General features: G+C 70.8%; 19 protein-coding genes. 12 read left to right on the top strand and 7 right to left on the bottom strand.

Annotated elements, in window-relative coordinates; translation table 11 throughout:
- The first annotated feature begins 293 nt into the window (after positions 1-293).
- Positions 294-1361, top strand: a complete 1068-nt coding sequence (locus FNH08_RS13430) for a CDP-alcohol phosphatidyltransferase family protein (protein WP_152771710.1) — start codon at positions 294-296, stop codon at positions 1359-1361.
- Positions 1362-1417: 56 nt separating this feature from the next.
- Here FNH08_RS13430 and FNH08_RS13425 read toward each other — a convergent pair whose 3' ends face one another.
- The gene (locus tag FNH08_RS13425; protein WP_152771709.1) at positions 1418-3673 is read right to left on the bottom strand and encodes an MMPL family transporter; all 2256 of its coding nucleotides are present in this window, start codon (positions 3671-3673) and stop codon (positions 1418-1420) included.
- A gap of 289 nt (positions 3674-3962) precedes the next feature.
- On the opposite strand from FNH08_RS13425, the gene FNH08_RS13420 reads away from it, so the two are divergent.
- The 9 genes from FNH08_RS13420 to FNH08_RS13380 all read left to right on the top strand — a co-directional run bounded on the left by FNH08_RS13420 (position 3963) and on the right by FNH08_RS13380 (position 8275).
- Positions 3963-4511 carry a DUF1697 domain-containing protein gene (locus tag FNH08_RS13420; protein WP_152771708.1) on the top strand — a complete coding sequence of 183 codons (549 nt, stop codon included), beginning with the start codon at positions 3963-3965 and terminating at the stop codon, positions 4509-4511.
- 12 nt (positions 4512-4523) lie between these two features.
- A complete protein-coding gene (locus tag FNH08_RS13415; RefSeq protein ID WP_152771707.1) occupies positions 4524-4886 on the top strand; it encodes a gas vesicle protein GvpO in 363 nt (120 codons plus the stop codon).
- A gap of 158 nt (positions 4887-5044) precedes the next feature.
- Positions 5045-5419: a gas vesicle protein GvpJ gene (gene gvpJ / locus FNH08_RS13410; RefSeq protein ID WP_152771706.1), complete on the top strand. Its 375-nt coding sequence runs from the start codon at positions 5045-5047 to the stop codon at positions 5417-5419.
- Positions 5416-6180 carry a GvpL/GvpF family gas vesicle protein gene (locus FNH08_RS13405; protein ID WP_322724402.1) on the top strand — a complete coding sequence of 255 codons (765 nt, stop codon included), beginning with the start codon at positions 5416-5418 and terminating at the stop codon, positions 6178-6180. The genes gvpJ (FNH08_RS13410) and FNH08_RS13405 overlap by 4 nt, the downstream gene beginning before the upstream one ends.
- 3 nt (positions 6181-6183) lie before the next feature.
- Entirely contained in the window at positions 6184-6435 is a 252-nt protein-coding gene (locus FNH08_RS13400; RefSeq protein ID WP_152771705.1) for a gas vesicle protein GvpG, read from the top strand.
- The gene (gvpJ, locus tag FNH08_RS13395) at positions 6432-6815 is read left to right on the top strand and encodes a gas vesicle protein (RefSeq protein WP_152771704.1); all 384 of its coding nucleotides are present in this window, start codon (positions 6432-6434) and stop codon (positions 6813-6815) included. Before FNH08_RS13400 ends, gvpJ (FNH08_RS13395) begins: the two co-directional genes overlap by 4 nt.
- Positions 6812-7711, top strand: a complete 900-nt coding sequence (locus tag FNH08_RS13390) for a GvpL/GvpF family gas vesicle protein (protein WP_152771703.1) — start codon at positions 6812-6814, stop codon at positions 7709-7711. The genes gvpJ (FNH08_RS13395) and FNH08_RS13390 overlap by 4 nt, the downstream gene beginning before the upstream one ends.
- Positions 7708-7941: a gas vesicle protein gene (locus tag FNH08_RS13385; protein ID WP_322724401.1), complete on the top strand. Its 234-nt coding sequence runs from the start codon at positions 7708-7710 to the stop codon at positions 7939-7941. Before FNH08_RS13390 ends, FNH08_RS13385 begins: the two co-directional genes overlap by 4 nt.
- Before the next feature lie 13 nt (positions 7942-7954).
- Positions 7955-8275, top strand: coding sequence for a gas vesicle protein K (locus FNH08_RS13380; protein WP_407704364.1), 321 nt, complete (start codon positions 7955-7957; stop codon positions 8273-8275).
- On the opposite strand, the gene FNH08_RS13375 is transcribed toward FNH08_RS13380, so the two are convergent.
- Positions 8203-9129 (bottom strand): transglutaminase-like domain-containing protein, encoded by a 927-nt coding sequence (locus FNH08_RS13375; RefSeq protein ID WP_152771701.1) that lies wholly within the window; start codon positions 9127-9129, stop codon positions 8203-8205. The two genes, FNH08_RS13380 and FNH08_RS13375, sit on opposite strands and share 73 nt — an antisense overlap.
- 58 nt (positions 9130-9187) lie before the next feature.
- Between FNH08_RS13375 and FNH08_RS13370 the strand changes: the two genes are divergently transcribed.
- Together FNH08_RS13370 and FNH08_RS13365 are read left to right on the top strand one after the other, a co-directional pair.
- Positions 9188-10225 (top strand): ketopantoate reductase family protein, encoded by a 1038-nt coding sequence (locus FNH08_RS13370; RefSeq protein ID WP_152771700.1) that lies wholly within the window; start codon positions 9188-9190, stop codon positions 10223-10225.
- A 10-nt stretch (positions 10226-10235) separates the two neighbouring features.
- Positions 10236-10856 (top strand): TIGR03086 family metal-binding protein, encoded by a 621-nt coding sequence (locus tag FNH08_RS13365; RefSeq protein ID WP_152771699.1) that lies wholly within the window; start codon positions 10236-10238, stop codon positions 10854-10856.
- A 37-nt stretch (positions 10857-10893) separates the two neighbouring features.
- On the opposite strand, the gene FNH08_RS13360 is transcribed toward FNH08_RS13365, so the two are convergent.
- The 5 genes from FNH08_RS13360 to FNH08_RS13335 form a co-directional block, all read right to left on the bottom strand.
- The gene (locus FNH08_RS13360) at positions 10894-11631 is read right to left on the bottom strand and encodes a sirohydrochlorin chelatase (protein WP_152771698.1); all 738 of its coding nucleotides are present in this window, start codon (positions 11629-11631) and stop codon (positions 10894-10896) included.
- An 8-nt stretch (positions 11632-11639) separates the two neighbouring features.
- On the bottom strand, positions 11640-12557 hold the full coding sequence (locus FNH08_RS13355; RefSeq protein ID WP_152771697.1) for an ABC transporter permease: 918 nt from the start codon (positions 12555-12557) through the stop codon (positions 11640-11642).
- Entirely contained in the window at positions 12544-13332 is a 789-nt protein-coding gene (locus tag FNH08_RS13350; protein WP_152771696.1) for an ABC transporter ATP-binding protein, read from the bottom strand. Before FNH08_RS13350 ends, FNH08_RS13355 begins: the two co-directional genes overlap by 14 nt.
- 36 nt (positions 13333-13368) lie before the next feature.
- Positions 13369-14472, bottom strand: coding sequence for an aliphatic sulfonate ABC transporter substrate-binding protein (locus FNH08_RS13345; RefSeq protein ID WP_322724400.1), 1104 nt, complete (start codon positions 14470-14472; stop codon positions 13369-13371).
- Between the two features lie 222 nt (positions 14473-14694).
- Positions 14695-16041, bottom strand: a complete 1347-nt coding sequence (locus tag FNH08_RS13335; protein WP_152771694.1) for a sulfate adenylyltransferase subunit 1 — start codon at positions 16039-16041, stop codon at positions 14695-14697.

The following is a 16041-nucleotide window of genomic DNA, read 5'->3' as shown; positions in this document are numbered from 1 at the left end:
GCTGCGGGTTGGGTGTGGCTGGTCGCGCCCACGCGGCGGAGCCGCACGATGTCACAGCCCCGCGCCCCGGGCGGGGCTGAGCCCCTCCGCGTGAAGGTCCCGCGCACATGGGATAACGGACAGGTCATTCGGTAACGCTCGGGTAACGCCGTGCCTGCCTGGGAGGTCCATGGACTCGGTTACTCGGTTCGACCGTTACCCCCGGTGAATGGTTGCGCTCGCCGCTTCTTGTGCCTCGGATGAACGTTTCCCAAGCTGGGCGTGAACTCCCGTCGAACGCAGGAAGTTGACGCATGCGCCGAGACATACCCGACCTCGCCGAGGTACGCCGTATCACCCAGAAGAAGCGCGACGCGTGGTGGACCGTACTGCTCGTCGACCCGGTCGCCACCCCGTTGGTGAGGCTCACCGCGAAGTACACGAGGCTCACGCCCAACCAGCTGACCTGGGGCGCCTTCCTGCTGGGCCTCGCCTCGGCGGCCTGCTTCGCGCTCGGCGACTGGTGGTGGCTGATCGCCGGCGCCGTCGTCTACCACCTGAGCTTCGTCCTGGACTGCATGGACGGCAAGGTCGCCCGGCTCACCGGCCAGGGGTCCGTGTTCGGAGCCTGGCTGGACTTCGTCTTCGACCGCGTCCGGGTGGCGGTGTGCGGGGTCGCGCTGATGGCCGGGCAGTACCAGCGCACGGACGACGCCCTCTACATCTGGCTGGCCGCCGCCGTCATCGGCCTGGACACGCTCCGCTACATCAACTCGCTGGAGATCTTCAAGATCCGCCACTCCATGCGCAAACAGATCAAGGCCAGGGTGAGGGAGGCCCGTCGCGCGGACAACGACCATGAACTCGCCTTCATGGAGGACCTGCTGCGCAAGAACCCCGAGGCCGACGTCGAACAGGACCTGCGGAAGGCGGCGGGCGGGGAGTCGGGCGGGGCGACGACCCTGGGCGCGGAGAGACCGGGCGAGGGCAGGGAAGGAGCGGCCGAGAGCCCGGAAGGAGCGGTCGCCGGACTGGAAGGAGCGGTCGTCGGACTGGAGGGAGCGGTCGAGGCCCCGCGGCACCAGGCCCAGGTCATCGACCTGCAACAGGAGTTCCGCCGGCGCTTCCCCGTCTATCTGCGCCTACGGTCCTTCCTGCTGCGCCACCGGATCCGCGCCCACCTGGTCAGTGGCATCGAGTTCCAGATGGGCGTCTTCATCGTAGGACCCCTGTTCGACGCGGTGGCCGGGGCGACGATCGTCTCCGGTGCCCTGCTGCTCGTCTTCGAACTCGCCATCGTCTACAAGCTGTTGCTCTCCACCCGTGACTTCACCCGCACCATCGACTCCTTCGACCGCGACGAGGTGACCAGGGCGGCCTGACCACACGGCGAAGCCGGGGCGCGCACCGCGCCCCGGCCACGTTCCGTTCCGGACGGTCAGACGCCGACCTTCCGGCCCTGACCCTCCACCGCCGGCGGCGGAGGCGAGGACACGGCCTCGGGCGACTCGTCGTGCGTGAGGTCCGGAAGACGGTTCAGCCACTTCGGCAGGTACCAGTTGCGCTCGCCCAGCAGGGCCATCACCGCCGGGAGCAGAACGCCCCGGATGATCGTCGCGTCGATGAGAACCGCGGCCGCGAGACCCACGCCCATCTGCTTCATGGACTGCATGGACAGCGTCCCGAAGATCGCGAACACGGCGACCATGATGACGGCGGCGCTGGTGACGACCCCGGCCGTGGTGACCACACCGTGCCGGATCGCGTCCGTCGTCGTACGGCCCTTGAGCCGTGCCTCACGGATCCGCGAGACCACGAACACGTGGTAGTCCATCGACAGGCCGAACAGGATCACGAACAGGAACAGCGGCAGCCAGGTGATGATGGCGCCCACGCCCTCCGCGCCCACCAGGGACGCGCCCCAGCCGTGCTGGAAGACGCCGACGAGGATGCCGTACGCGGCGCCGACCGACAGCAGGTTCAGCACGATCGACGTGACGGCGATCGTCAGCGAGCGGAACGACAGCAGCATCAGCGCGAAGGCGAAGACCACGACGAAGGCGAAGACCGGGATGACGGCTCCGGCCAACTGGTCGTTGAAGTCCTTCGACCCGGCGACCTGCCCGGTGATCGGGGCCTCGACACCGTCGACCTTGCCGAGCGTGGCGGGCCGCACCTCGTCGCGCAGCTTGTCCAGGCTCTCACCGGCCTTGTCCAGGTCGGAGCCGCCGACCAGCGGGACGTACACGTAGGCGAGGTTCTGCGCGTCGTGCAGCTTGATCTCGACCGGGCCGCGCGAGGCGCCCGAACTGATCGCCCGGTCACGGAAGTCGGCGAGCGCGGACTTCACCTCGGGAGCGTTGATGTCCTTCGCCCTGACGACCACCTCGGCCGGTTCGGAGCCGCCGGGGAAGGCGTCGTTGAGCCGGTTGTAGGTCTGCACGATGGGCAGCGAGTCGCCGAACTCCTGGTCCAGGGTGAGCTGCTGCGTCTTCATACCGAGCGCGGGCGCCGTGATGGCGAGCAGCGCGCCGGTCGCGACGACGACGGAGACGACGGGCTTGGCGAGGACACCCTTCAGGACGGCCGTCCAGAACCGGCTGCCGCTGTTGCCCGCGGTGCTGCGGCGCCGCAGGAAGGGGAGCCGGCCCTTCTCGACCCGCTCGCCGAGCAGCGAGAGGAGCGCGGGCAGCACGGTCACGGACCCGACCATGGCCACCGCCACGACCATCAGGGAGGCCAGACCCATCGCCTCGAACTCGGCGAGCCCGGTGAACAGCATGCCCGCCATCGCCACGCACACCGTGACACCGGAGACGACGATCGCACGGCCGCTGGTCGCGGCGGCGACCCTGAGGGCCGTCTGCGCGTCCCGGCCGGCGGCGCGTTCCTCGCGCTCGCGGCGCAGGTAGAACAGGCAGTAGTCGACACCGACGGCGAGACCGACCAGCAGCATCACCGAGTTGGCGGTGTCGCTCATCGGCATGACGTGGCTGACGACGCCCATCAGGCCCATCGTCGCCATGATCGCGGTGACCGCCAGCAGGACCGGCAGCAGCGCCGCGACCAGGGCGCCGAAGGCGATGAGCAGAATGCCGAGGGCCACCGGCACCGCGGAGTACTCGGCCTTCTGGAAGTCGTCCCCGAACGCGTCGTCGAACGTCTTCATCATGCTGGCGCCGCCGATCTCCTCGATCCGCAGCGTCTCGTGGTCCTTCTGGACGCCCTCGACGGCCTTCAGGACGGGCTCCACCCGCTCGCCCGCCGTCTCGGAGTCGCCGCGCATGTCGAACTGCACCAGCGCGCTGCGGCCGTCCTTGGAGATGGTCCGCGTGTCGTACGGCGACGTCACGTCCGTGACCTTGCCGGTGCCCTCGACCGCCTTCACGACCGCCTCGACGGCCTGCCGGAACTCGGCGTCCGTCGCCTTCAGCCCGTCGCCCTTCGCCTGGAGGAGGACGGTCTCGCTCGCGGGCTCCTCGATCCCGGCGTCCTCGATGATCCTGGCGGCGGTGTGCGTCTCGCCCTTGAGCTGGTCGCTGTCCTTGACGTCGACCCGGCCCGCCGCCGAGCCGGCCCCCATCGCCAGGACGACGAACAGCACCCAGATCCCGACGGCCGCCCATCGGTGCCGGGCGCTCCAGCCGCCGGCCCGGGCGGCGATTCCCCGCACCCGTGTCTCTCCGTTCCCCATGACGGGCCAGCCCCCTCGTCTCCGGTGACGGCCCCCTGCCGTCACCCAACGTTTCGAAGGTATGGGCCGGATAAGGGCATCTCTTCGTGCTGCCCGGTGAACCCGGGGCCGGGCCACTCATCCCCCTGGACCCCGTCGTCTCCCCATCGGGGAGGACCGTGGTCCCTTACACGTACTTCGTGTTCTCAGGGTCGTGGCTCAGGGGCGTGTTCTCAGGATCGCGGCTCGGGGCCCTGGCTCAGGGGCGCGGCTCGGGTGCCGGGCGGGCCCGCGGTCGTATCGTGTGCGGATGACGACGTACGCGGCGCTGCTGCGCGGCATCAACGTGGGCGGCAGCAAGAAGGTTCCGATGGCCGACCTGCGCACGCTCCTGACGGGCCTCGGCCACACCGGCGTGGCCACCTACCTGCAGAGCGGCAACGCGGTCTTCACCGCCGACGGCGGCGACGAGGACACGCTCGCGGCGGACATCACCGAGGCCATCGAGAAGCACTTCGGGTTCACCGTCGAGGTCTTGGTGCGCGACCACACCTACCTTGAGGCCGTACGGGACGCGTGCCCCTTCCCGGCCGCCGACCTCCAGCCCAAGCAGCTCCACGTCACGTACTTCTCGACCCCGGTCGACGCGGACCGCTTCGCCTCGATCGACCAACAGGCATTCCTCCCCGAGGAGTTCCGCCTCGGGGACCGCGCCCTCTACCTCTACGCGCCCGAGGGCCTCGGCCGCTCCAAGCTGGCCGAGACCCTGTCGAAGCCACGGCTGCTCAAGGGCCTGACGGCGACCAGCCGCAACTGGAACACGGTCGTCAAGTTGGTGGAGATGACCGCGGGAGACTGACACGGTAGGACCATGACAAGCACCGACCCCCGCATCCCGGCAGCCGCCAACTCCCCTGACGAGGCGGCGCATTCAGCAGGTCAGCCGACGGGACAGCCGACAGCACCTTCCGGCCGTGTGAGTGCCGCGCAGGCCATGCGTGGCGCGGCGGCCCAGCTCGCCGAACTGCTCGGCACCACCCCCGACTCCGTCTCCGCCCTCCGGCCGGCGCAGGACGGCTGGACGGCGGACGTGGAGGTCGTCGAGCTGGAACGGGTCCCCGACACCATGACGGTCATGGCGACCTACCGCGTCACGCTCGACCTCCAGGGCCAACTCCTCGGCTACGAACGGGTGCGCCGCTACGCCCGCGGCCAACTCGACCGCGGTCGCTAGGCCTTCTGGATCTTCCGAGCCTTCTGTAACTTCTGGATCTTCACGCTTCCTCCATCAGAAGGTTTCGGAATGGTCTGAGCGCGGTCCGCTGCCCCTCCCGTACGTCACAGTGCCAGGTCGGCAACGAGCACAGCGAGAGGACCCGGACCGTGACCGTGATGACGCAGACAGGCGGGGTGCAACCCGCCGTCACCTCCAGCGGTTCGGGAACCGCCGGCCTCTTCGACATCCTCGAACTCATCCTGGACCGCGGGCTCGTCATCGACGTGTTCATCCGGGTCTCACTCGTCGGCATCGAGATCCTCAAGATCGACGTACGGATCGTCATCGCGAGCGTGGACACCTACCTCCGCTTCGCCGAGGCATGCAACCGCCTCGACCTGGAGGCGGGCCGCAAGGCCCCCGCACGGCTCACCGACATCGTCGGCGACATGGTCGAAAGCGGCGCCAGGGGCAAGGCCGGTGGCGCGATCAGCGGCGCCATCGACGCGATCGGCGACGTCTTCGACCGCGACAAGGAGGACGAGCGGTGAGCGACGCCCCGACCACCGCGCCCCCGACGGAGACGCAGTCCGCACCTCCCCTCTACGTCTACGCCGTCACCGGCTCCGGCCACCCCCTCAACCTCGACGGCCTGCGGACCGTGGGCGACATGGGCGGCCCCCCGGACGCGCTGGTCCACACCGGACTCGCCGCCGTCGTCAGCCCGGCGCCCCCGGATCTGCGTCCCAAGCGCCGTGACCTCGCCGCCCACCAGGCCGTGCAGGAACGGCTGATGGCCGACGGGGCCGTCCTCCCGATGAGGTTCGGACTGCTCGCCCCGGACGAGACAGCCGTCAGGACGGCCCTGGAACAGCACGGCGAGGAGTACGCCCGCAGGCTCACCGAGTTACACGGCACCACCGAGTTCAACCTCAAGGCCGCACGCTCCCAGGACGACCTGCTGCGCGAGGTGCTCACCGAGTCCGACGACGCCCGCCGCCTCAACGAGCTCACCCGCGACGGCAACGGCACCTACGACGACCGTGTCGCCCTCGGCGAGCTGGTGGCCCGGCAGGTCGACGCCCGGCAGCGGCTGCTGGCCGACCAGGTCGTCGGACAGCTGTCCGGCCTGGCCCGCGCCAGCGTCGTGGCCGACCCGGCACAGGACGACTTCCTCAACGTCTCGTTCCTCGTCGAACGCTCCCGCGCCCACGAGTTCGCCGAGGCCGGAGAGAAACTGGCCCACGACTACGGAGAGGCCTACGACTTCCGGCTGCGCGGCCCCCTGCCCCCCTACAGCTTCGCCGCCTGACCCATGGGCCTGCTGACCGGAATCCTCACCCTCCCCCTCGCTCCGGTGCGCGCCACCCTCTGGGCCGCCGAGCAGCTGCGGTACGCCGCCGAAGCGGAGTACTACGACCCGGCCCCCGTCCGGCGGGCGCTCACCGAACTGGAGCGCGCCCTGCTGGAGGGACGTATCGACGAGGACGAGTACGACCGCCGTGAGGACGAACTGCTGGACCAGCTCGACGAGATCACCGCGCGGAGACGAGCCCCACGACCATGACACAACCGGTAACAGGCGGCCTCGCAGGAGCATCCCGCCTTCCCTCCCCGTACGAACCGCCCGGCGGCCAGGCGCCCTCCCTCGCCGACATCCTCGAACGGGTCCTCGACAAGGGCGTGGTGATCGCGGGCGACATCCGGATCAACCTGCTCGACATCGAACTGCTCACCATCAAGCTGCGGTTGCTCGTCGCCTCCGTCGACAAGGCGAAGGAGATGGGCATCGACTGGTGGGAACACGACCCCTCCCTCTCGTCCCGGGCCACCGCCCCGGACCGGTCCCTCGCCGAGAACCCGAACGGGTCCCTCGCCGAGGAGAACGAACGCCTGCGCGCCGAGATCGCCGCCCTGCGGGCCGCGGACAGGAGCCCCGCCCCATGACTGACACGGACACCGACACGCCCACCGACACGCCCACCGACACGGACATCGTCTACGCCTACGCCGTGCTCCGCCGCACTCCGGAGGCCGCCCGTGCGGTCGCGGACCTGCGAGGAGTCGCCGGCGAGCCCATACGCCTGCTGGAGTTCGCCGACGGCACCACGGACGGCACCCCGGGGCTGGCCGCGGCCGTCGGCCCCGTCCCGGCCGCGGACTTCGACGAGGCCCCCCTCAAGGCCAACCTGGAGGACCTGAGCTGGCTGGAGGCCACGGCCCGGGCCCACCACGCCGTCGTCGCCCCGCTCACCGGGCGCGGAATCGCCCTGCTGCCACTGCGCCTGGTCACCGTCTACCGCGACGAGGACCGCGTCCGGCAGGCCCTGGACGCCCGCCGGGACGACTTCCTGCCCCTGCTGGACCGGGTCACGGGCCATGTGGAACTCGGCGTCAAGATCTACGCCGCCCCCGACAGCACGCCACCCGAGCAGAAGACGGACCAGGAGACGGGCCAGGGGACGGATCAGAGGACGGGCCAGGAGACGGCCCACGGCAAACGGCTCGGCATCGGCCGCGCCTACCTGGCCGGAATCCGCCGGCGCAAGCGCACGGCCGAGGACTCCTGGCACGCGGCCACCCGCAGCGCCTCCCACATCACCGAGACGGCCGGCGCCCTGGCGGCCGACCGCGTCGCCCACCGCCCCCAGAGCGGCGACCTCGCGGGCCCGGTCCCCGGCCCGAACGTCAGCAACGACGCCTACCTCGTGCCCGAGAACAGCGTCGACGACTTCCGCACCAGCGTCCTGGCGGCGGCCGAGAAGTTCCCCGGCGTCCAGGTGGAGGTGACCGGCCCCTGGGCCCCGTACTCCTTCGCCCTTCCCCCGGAGCCAACCCCGTGACCGTCACCCCGCACACCGTCACCCCGCACGCCGCCACCGCGCACGCAGTCACCGAGCACGCCGCCACCCCGCACCTCGACCGGCCGGTCGCTCTCATCGACCTCCTCGACCGGCTCCTCCAGGGCGGCGTCGTCCTCACCGGCGACCTCGTCCTGTCCATCGCCGACGTCGACCTCGTCCGCATCGACCTCCGCGCGGTCATCGCCCCCGTGGCCGCCCGTCTGCTGTGAGGAACCGCTGCCCGTGCACTCGCCACCGCCGCCTCCACCGTCCCCGGAGCCCCGCGCCGCCCAGCGCCTGGCGACCGACCCCGACACCGTCGAGCGCGACCTGGTCAAACTCGTCCTGACCGTCGTCGAACTCCTCCGCCAGCTCATGGAGCGCCAGGCGATCCACCGCGTCGAGGGCGGCGACCTGACGGAGGACCAGGAGGAACGCGTCGGCCTGACGCTGATGCTCCTCCACGACCGCATGGAGGAACTCTGCGCGCGCTACGACCTGCGCCTGGAGGACCTCAACCTCGACCTGGGACCGCTGGGGACGTTGCTGCCGCCGGCCAGCTGAACGGTGCGCACCCCGTCGAGGGTGTACGAGCGGACCTCGTCCGGAGCCCTCAGCCGCGGGTCGTCGTACAACCGCCGCAGCTCCGCCTCGCATCCGGCGGCCACCGCGGCGGCCACCGCGTCGGCCAGGGCGAGATCCTCCTCGGTGAGCACCGCGTCGCTCTCGGGTGGGGCGTCGACGCCCCACTCGTCCCAGGGGAGCACCTCCACCCCGTTGAGCGCGGCCAGATCCCGCAGCAGATTGCCGCGGATGTACCACAGACCCCGGAGGCTCTCGATCCAGCTCACCCCGAACGTCCCCGGATCGGCCCGCCCGTCCCGGCACATCCGCCAGGCGTCCCCGGCGACCAGGAAACGGTCCCGGGGAACGTCCAGCGGGTCGAAGGGCACGTCGTACGAGCCGTCGCCGAGCTGGGGGTCGACCAGCCGCCAACTCCCGTCCGGCAGGCGGTACTCGGTGACCCAGTGGTCGTCGTGCCAGCCCTCGATGAAGTACGCGGCGAAACCGCACCGGATGCGCGCGGGGGTGCCCGTGGCCCGCAGCAGCGAGCACAGCAGCAGCGCGAAGTCCCGGCAGGTGCCGACGAACCGCTCGCCGGGTTCACGGCGTTCGGTGAGCGGCCGATCCGCCCGTTCGCGCACGATACGCAGCAGCTCGCTCACGTATCGGGACTCGGCGTCCTGGTGCAGCCGGTCCTGCGGGACGGTGTAGCCGAACCGCTCGCCCTCTCCCCGATGGATGATCAGGTTCCGTGTCAGCACGGCCAGTTGAGCGATGTCTCCCCCGGGGAGCCCGTCGAGCGGCCCGGGATCACTGAACGGCGTCTGTCTGAGGTATCCGAGGTGGAAGTCCATGCCCGCACGCTCGACCCTGCCCCTGGGGCAAGGTCAACCGCTGTGCGAAGCTCCTCCCATGCGTTACATCATCATCGGAGCGGGGGCCGTCGGCGGCGCGATCGGCGGGCGGCTCGCGGGCTCCGGACATGAGGTCGTCCTCGTCGCCCGGGGCTCGCAGTACGCGGCGCTACGGGACGGCGGGCTGCGGCTCAGGGTGCCGGACGGCGAGTTCACCCACCGCCTGCCGACCGTCGACGGACCGGACGCGCTCGGCGAACTGCGGGCGGACGACGTCCTCGTGCTCGCCGTGAAGACCCAGGACAGCGAGGCCGCGCTGGCGTCGTGGGGACCGGCGCCGGTGGCGGGCGGCGGCACGGCCGCGGAGCGGCTGCCGCTGGTGTGCGCGCAGAACGGCGTGGAGAGCCAGCGCCTGGCACTGCGCCGCTTCCGGCGGGTGTACGGCGTGTGCGTCTGGCTGCCGGCGACCCACGTCGAACCGGGCCTCGTCTCCGCCGCCGGCACCCCGCTCACCGGCATCCTGCACCTCGGGCGCGTTCCGCACGGCACGGACGAGACCGCCCGGCTGATCGCCGCCGACCTGGAGAAGTCGCGGTTCGAGGCGCCGGTCGAGCCGGACGTGGCGCGCTGGCAGTACGCCAAGCTGCTGGCCAACCTGGGCAACGCCCTCGAAGCCGTCGCCGCGCCCGCCGAGGGCGAGGAGGCCGTGGCGTTGCTGGAGCGTGTGCGGGCCGAGGGCGCGGCCGTGCTCGACGCGGCCGGGATCGCGTACACGAGCGCGGAGGAGCAGCGGGAGCTCCGCGGCGACAAGATCACCCTGGTGCCGCTCGACGGCTCCCCGCGCGGTGGTGGCTCCTCGTGGCAGTCCCTGACCCGCGGCACGGGCACCATAGAGGCGGACTACCTCAACGGCGAGATCGCGCTGCTGGGGCGCCTGCACGGTGTAGCGACGCCGCTGAACGACCTGTTGCAGCGGCTGGCGAACACGTTCGCGCGCGAGCGCCGGGAGGCGGGGTCGATGCCGGTCGCGGAGCTCGTACGCCTCGCCGACGAGGCTGTCGCGTTTGTTCAAGAGGAGCGAACGCGCCGTTCCTAGGGTGAAGCGCATGAGTGATGCGCACCGGAACAACCCGCACCAGCAGGTGCACCCGTACATGGTCGAATGCGCTGCCGAGGCGGCCCGTGTCGCCCGGGGCGTCCCGGCGGAGCTGCTGTCCGCGCCCACGCACTGCCCCGGGTGGGACGTCCGCGCCCTGGTCAACCACTGGGTCCTGTACACCTCGTACGGCCTGGAGCACCGGGCCCTGCGCAAGACGCTTCCCGAGGAGCTGACCGCGCGTGACTTCACCGCCGGGCCCGACTGGGCCCGGGTGTACGCCGAGCAGCTCGACCGGGCCGTCGCCGCGTGGGACGACCCGGTCGTGTGGGAGGGGGAGGTCGACCTGGGCGGCGGCTCGCTGCCCGCGCCCGACCTGGCCGGGATGGTCGTGAAGGAGATGGCGGTCCACGGCTGGGACGTCGCCACCGCCACCGGCCAGGAGATCCACCTCTCCGAGGGGGCGGCCTTGCTGGTGCTGGACGTGGTCTCGACCCACGCCGAGCTCTACCGCCAGTACGACGGCTTCGCCGACCCGGTGCCGGTGCCGGACGACGCGCCCGTCTTCGCCCGCGCCCTCGCCCTGAGCGGCCGCGACCCGCGCGCCACCGGGGCGCGCTCCGCCGGCTGAGCAACCCATCTTTCTCGCCCCCGCACCCGCCGGAGGCCTACGCGCCGACCGCCGCCAGCACCGGCCGCCGGGCCGCGTCGTACCGCCGCAGCAGCACCCGCGCCACCTCCGGCGCGGCCCCCAGCACATCCGCCAGCACATCCGCCCCGGCCGCGCCCCGCGCGATACGGTCCGGCAGAAAGCCGGGAGCCAGCACGTACGGGGCGACAGCGACGCGCCCGCAGCCGAGAGCACGCAGCTCCCGCACCGCGTCCTCCGTGCGGGGAAGCGACGCGGAGGCGAACGCAGGCCGCACGGCGCACCAACCGGTGTGCCGCCACTCCCGCGCGATTTCTGCGATCACTGCGATCGCCTCCGGGTCCGTGGACCCCGCCGAGGCCAGCACGACCCCGGTCGAGGGCTTGTCGGCGGGACGCAACCCCGCCTCGTACAGCCGGCGCTCCAGCGCCGCCAGCAGCAGCGGAGACGGACCGAGCACCTCCGCCTGGCGGATGCGGAGCTGCGCCGGCGCCTCCCGCAGGACGGCCGGGATGTCCGCCTTCGCGTGGAACGCGCGCGTCAGCAGCAGCGGCAGGGCGACCACGTCACGGACGCCCTCCGCCGCCAGGGACTCCAACACCCCGTGCACGGAGGGGATGTTGAATTCCAGGAAGCCGGTCTCCACACGCAGCCCGGGACGCGTCGCGCGCACGCGCCGGACTAGCGCGTGCACGGTCGCGGCATGCCGCGGGTCGCGGCTGCCGTGGGCGATGACGAGGAGGACCGGGTCGCGCATGTCGTGGCTCAGCTCTTCACCAGCAGGCCGCGGCTGCGCAGGACCCACCGCTCCAGCGGGCTGAAGATCAGCAGGTCGATGGCGATGCCGACGATCAGGATGAGCAGGATGGCGAGGAAGACCATGGACATCGAGCTGGTGTTGCGGCCGTTCTCCAGCAGTTGGCCGAGACCCACGCCGAGCTGCGGCGAGGACGCGATGATCTCCGCGGCCATCAGCGAACGCCAGGAGAACGCCCAGCCCTGCTTGAGGCCCGCCACATAGCCGGGCAGAGCCGCGGGCATGACGATGTGCCACGTTCCGCGCAGACCGGTCGCGCCGAGTGTCCGGCCCGCCCGGAGGAACAGCGGCGGCACCTGGTCGACACCCGACACCAGGCCGTTGGCGATCGACGGCACGGCACCCAGCAGAATGACCGCGTACATCATCTCGGGTTCCAGACCCAGCCAGATCACGGCCGGCGGCACCCAGGCCACCGACGGCAGCGACTGGAGGCCGGAGAGGATCGGGCCGAGCGCCGCCCGCACGAACCTGACCCGCGCGACCAGAAGGCCCAGCGGAGTGCCGATCGCCAGCGCCAGAAGGAAACCGAACAGACCACGGGAGACACTCGTCCAGATGTAACCGACCAGAGTGCCCTGCAGCCAGGCGTCCTCGACCTCGCCCCACACGTCGGCGGGCGAGGGCAGCTTGGTCGGGTCGTCGACGACGCCGAACGAGATCAGCGCCTGCCACACGACCAGGACGAGCGCGATCGCGGTCAGCGGCGGCAGGATCTTCTGCGTGAAGGTCTGCCGGAACGGCGTCCGCCCGGACTGGACCGTCTCCAGGGCGTCCAGCCCCGCTTCGAGCCCCGCCAGATCGTTGCCGTCCTTGACGCCGTTCTTGACGCCGTCCTTGACGGCCGGGGTCTCAGTGCTGGCCATGGCGGCGGATCTCCCCACGCAGTTCTTCGGTGATCGCGACGGACAGCTCCGCCACGGCGGCGTCCTCGATGCGGCGCGGCTGCGGGATGTCGACCGTCCACTCGTGCGCGATACGGCCCGGCCGGGACGACAGCAGGACGACGCGCTGGGCGAGCCGGACCGCCTCGCGCACGTTGTGCGTGACGAAGAGGACGGACAGCCGCGTCTCGCTCCAGATGCGGGTCAGCTCGTCGTGCAGCACGTCCCGCGTGATGGCGTCGAGCGCCGCGAACGGCTCGTCCATCAGCAGCAGCTTGCTCTCCTGGGCGAGCGCCCGCGCCAGGGCGACGCGCTGGCGCATACCGCCCGACAGCTCGTGCACGCGCTTGCCGTACGCGCCCTTCAGACGGACCAGTTCGAGCAGTTCCTCGGCCCTGTCGCGTCGCTCGTTCTTGGCGACTCCCCTGAGCTTCAGGGCGAGTTCGATGTTCTTGCCCGCGGTCAGCCACGGGAACAGGGCGTGCTCCTGGAACATCAGGGCCGGACGCCCGTCGGTCGTGATGCTGCCCGCGGTCGGGGCGTCGAGCCCCGCGACCAGGTTGAGCAGTGTGGACTTGCCACAGCCCGAGGCCCCCAGGAGGGTGACGAACTCGCCCGGAGCGACATCGAGGGTGATGTCGTCGAGGACGAGCTGCTGCCCGGCGGGCCCGGCGAAGGACTTCGAGACATGCTCGATACGGGCTGCGTGCTCGACCGCCTGGACGCCGTCGGCGGCCTTGGCGAATGTGGTGGCCATGGTCGTCACCTCCTGGGAACTCATCGGACCGCTCGATTACTTGACGCCGAGACCGGCGTCGTCGACCTCGGACTCGCCCTCGGCCTTGAGGACCTTGTTGAGCGGCGCCAGGTCGTAGATCCCGTTCAGGTCGGGCTTCTCCAGCAGGCCCGCATTGACCGCGTGCTCCGCCTCGGTGTTGAGGGTGGAGGCCAGCGGGTCGTTGGTGAACTGGATGGACTTCCACGCCGGGTCGAGCACGTCGGCCGGCAGCTCCTTGCCGGAGTCCACCTTCAGCTGGGCGTTCGCCGCGGCCTTGGCCTCGTCCGGGTTGGCGGCGATCCATGCGTTGGTCTTCACCGAACCGCGCAGCACCGCTTCGACGACCTTCGGGTGCTCCTTCAGGAAGCTCTGCGACACGATGATGTTCGTGATCACGAACTTCTTGTCCGGCCACAGGCTCGCCTCGTCGAGCAGCACCTTCCCGCCCTCGGCGACCAGCTTGGACGCGGTCGGCTCCGGCACCCAGGCGCCGTCGATGGAGCCGGACTTGTAGGCGTCCGGGGTGACCTTGTTGTCCGTGCGGACCACGGAGACGTCGCCCTTGCCGCTCTCCGCGTCGACCTTCCAGCCCTGGTCGGCGATCCAGTTGAGGAACGCCACGTCCTGGGTGTTGCCGAGCTGCGGGGTCGCGATCTTCTTGCCCTTGACGTCCTTAAGGGACTTGATCTTCTTCGGGTTGACCACGAGCTTCACACCGCCGGAGGCGGAGCCGCTGATGATGCGCAGGCTCTTGCCGTCCGACTTGGTGTAGCCGTTGATCGCGGGCGACGGGCCGATCCAGCCGATGTCGATGGACTTCGAGTTGAGCGCCTCGATCTCCGAGGGACCGGCGTTGAAGGTCGCGTACTCCGCCTTCGTCGCACCGAGCTCCTTCTGGAAGAAGCCCTTCTGGTTGCCCACGAGCGCGGTCGCGTGGGTGAGGTTGCCGAAGTAGCCGATCTTCACGGTGTCGAGACCGTCGATCTTCTTGGCGCCGGCGGCGACCTTCTGGGTGTCGTTGTCCTTGGCCTCGGAACCGTAGCCGCAGGCGGCGAGGGTGAGGAGGGGAAGAGCGGCGATGACCGCGAGTGTGCGGCGGACGGCGATTCTGGCAGGCACGGGAGGTGTTCCTCTCGAGGGCCCGGCGGTCACGGTCTCTCAGGCCGTGGCCGGGAGGTCGGCAGGTTTTCGTCTACGGCGGTGGGGGGTGAGGGCGCGCAAGCGGTGCGCGTACGTCAGCGCACACATCGCGTCACTCCGCCCTGCCCGCTGCCGAGGGCGCCGCTGCCGACACGGCCGCCCTCCTTCGCGAACGTCGAGTAGAAGTCGGTGGAGTTCATGTCAGAAGTCCCACCCGTCGTCCTCGGCCTCGTCCTTGACGGGCTCCGGGGACGCGAACGACTCGCCGACCATGCCCGCGGTGAGCGTGGTGCCGTCGTTCGGGTCGATCAGGATGAACGAACCGGTGCGCCGGGAGTCGGCGTACGAGTCGACGGGCAGCGCCTCCGCGGTGCGGATCTTCACACGGCCGATGTCGTTGGCGACGAGCTGTCCCGGGTGCGGGTGCAGGGACAGGTCGTCGAGCGTGAGACGGGACGGGATGTCCTTGACGATCGCCTTGACCGTGCGGGTGCCGTGCTTGAGCAGCACGCGGTGGCCCACGGTCAGCGGCGCGTCGGCGACGTGGCAGACGGTCGCCTCGATGTCCTGCGTGGTGGCGGGCGCGTCCTTGCTGGGCACGATCAGGTCACCGCGCGAGATGTCGATGTCGTCCTCCAGCAGGAGGGTCACCGACTGCGGTGTCCACGCCTCGTCGACCGGCTTGCCCAGCAGGTCGATGCCCGCCACCTTGGTCGCCCGGCCGGACGGCAGCACCGTCACCGGGTCGCCCACGCGGAACGTACCGGCCGCGATCTGGCCCGCGTATCCCCGGTAGTCCGGGTGGTCGGCGGTCTGCGGGCGGATCACGTACTGCACGGGCAGCCGGGCGTGGCAGTGCGCCATGTCGTGGCTGGCCGGCACGGTCTCCAGGTGCTCCAGGACCGTCGGGCCGCCGTACCAGTCCATGTTCGCCGACGGCTCCACCACGTTGTCACCGGCCAGCGCCGAGATCGGGATGGCGGTGATCTCGGGGACGCCCAGCTCGCTCGCGTACGCCGTGAACTCCTCGGCGATCTTCGCGAACACCTGCTCCTCGTACCCGACGAGGTCCATCTTGTTCACGGCCAGGACCACGTGCGGGACGCGCAGCAGCGCGGCGATCGCGGCGTGGCGGCGGGTCTGCTCGACGACACCGTTGCGCGCGTCGACCAGGATCACCGTCAGTTCGGCCGTGGAGGCGCCGGTGACCATGTTGCGGGTGTACTGCACATGGCCGGGCGTGTCGGCGAGGATGAAGCGGCGGCGGGGCGTGGCGAAGTAGCGGTAGGCCACGTCGATGGTGATGCCCTGCTCACGCTCGGCGCGCAGACCGTCCGTCAGCAGCGCGAGGTCGGGAGCGTCCTGGCCACGGCTGGCCGAGGCGCGCTCCACGGCCTCCAGCTGGTCGACGAGGACCGACTTGGAGTCGTGCAGCAGCCGTCCGACGAGCGTGGACTTGCCGTCGTCGACGGAGCCGGCGGTGGCGAACCGCAGCAGGGTGGTTTCCGAGAGGACCTCGGTGAGTTCCCCGGTCGTGATGGTGCTCAT

Origin of the sequence: Streptomyces spongiae (assembly GCF_009377185.1) — a bacterium.
GTDB lineage: Bacteria > Actinomycetota > Actinomycetes > Streptomycetales > Streptomycetaceae > Streptomyces > Streptomyces spongiae.
Note: the sequence above shows the minus strand (reverse complement) of the source record. Positions and strands in the feature narration are given on the sequence as shown.

What these genes read in the sequence shown, in the direction of transcription:
- FNH08_RS13430 (WP_152771710.1), top strand. Translation starts at nt 294, where the DNA reads ATGCGCCGAGACATACCCGACCTCGCCGAGGTACGCCGTATCACCCAG.
- FNH08_RS13425 (WP_152771709.1), bottom strand. Translation starts at nt 3,673, where the DNA reads ATGGGGAACGGAGAGACACGGGTGCGGGGAATCGCCGCCCGGGCCGGC.
- FNH08_RS13420 (WP_152771708.1), top strand. Translation starts at nt 3,963, where the DNA reads ATGACGACGTACGCGGCGCTGCTGCGCGGCATCAACGTGGGCGGCAGC.
- FNH08_RS13415 (WP_152771707.1), top strand. Translation starts at nt 4,524, where the DNA reads ATGACAAGCACCGACCCCCGCATCCCGGCAGCCGCCAACTCCCCTGAC.
- gvpJ (WP_152771706.1), top strand. Translation starts at nt 5,045, where the DNA reads ATGACGCAGACAGGCGGGGTGCAACCCGCCGTCACCTCCAGCGGTTCG.
- FNH08_RS13400 (WP_152771705.1), top strand. Translation starts at nt 6,184, where the DNA reads ATGGGCCTGCTGACCGGAATCCTCACCCTCCCCCTCGCTCCGGTGCGC.
- gvpJ (WP_152771704.1), top strand. Translation starts at nt 6,432, where the DNA reads ATGACACAACCGGTAACAGGCGGCCTCGCAGGAGCATCCCGCCTTCCC.
- FNH08_RS13390 (WP_152771703.1), top strand. Translation starts at nt 6,812, where the DNA reads ATGACTGACACGGACACCGACACGCCCACCGACACGCCCACCGACACG.
- FNH08_RS13375 (WP_152771701.1), bottom strand. Translation starts at nt 9,129, where the DNA reads ATGGACTTCCACCTCGGATACCTCAGACAGACGCCGTTCAGTGATCCC.
- FNH08_RS13370 (WP_152771700.1), top strand. Translation starts at nt 9,188, where the DNA reads ATGCGTTACATCATCATCGGAGCGGGGGCCGTCGGCGGCGCGATCGGC.
- FNH08_RS13365 (WP_152771699.1), top strand. Translation starts at nt 10,236, where the DNA reads ATGAGTGATGCGCACCGGAACAACCCGCACCAGCAGGTGCACCCGTAC.
- FNH08_RS13360 (WP_152771698.1), bottom strand. Translation starts at nt 11,631, where the DNA reads ATGCGCGACCCGGTCCTCCTCGTCATCGCCCACGGCAGCCGCGACCCG.
- FNH08_RS13355 (WP_152771697.1), bottom strand. Translation starts at nt 12,557, where the DNA reads ATGGCCAGCACTGAGACCCCGGCCGTCAAGGACGGCGTCAAGAACGGC.
- FNH08_RS13350 (WP_152771696.1), bottom strand. Translation starts at nt 13,332, where the DNA reads ATGGCCACCACATTCGCCAAGGCCGCCGACGGCGTCCAGGCGGTCGAG.
- FNH08_RS13335 (WP_152771694.1), bottom strand. Translation starts at nt 16,041, where the DNA reads ATGAGCACCATCACGACCGGGGAACTCACCGAGGTCCTCTCGGAAACC.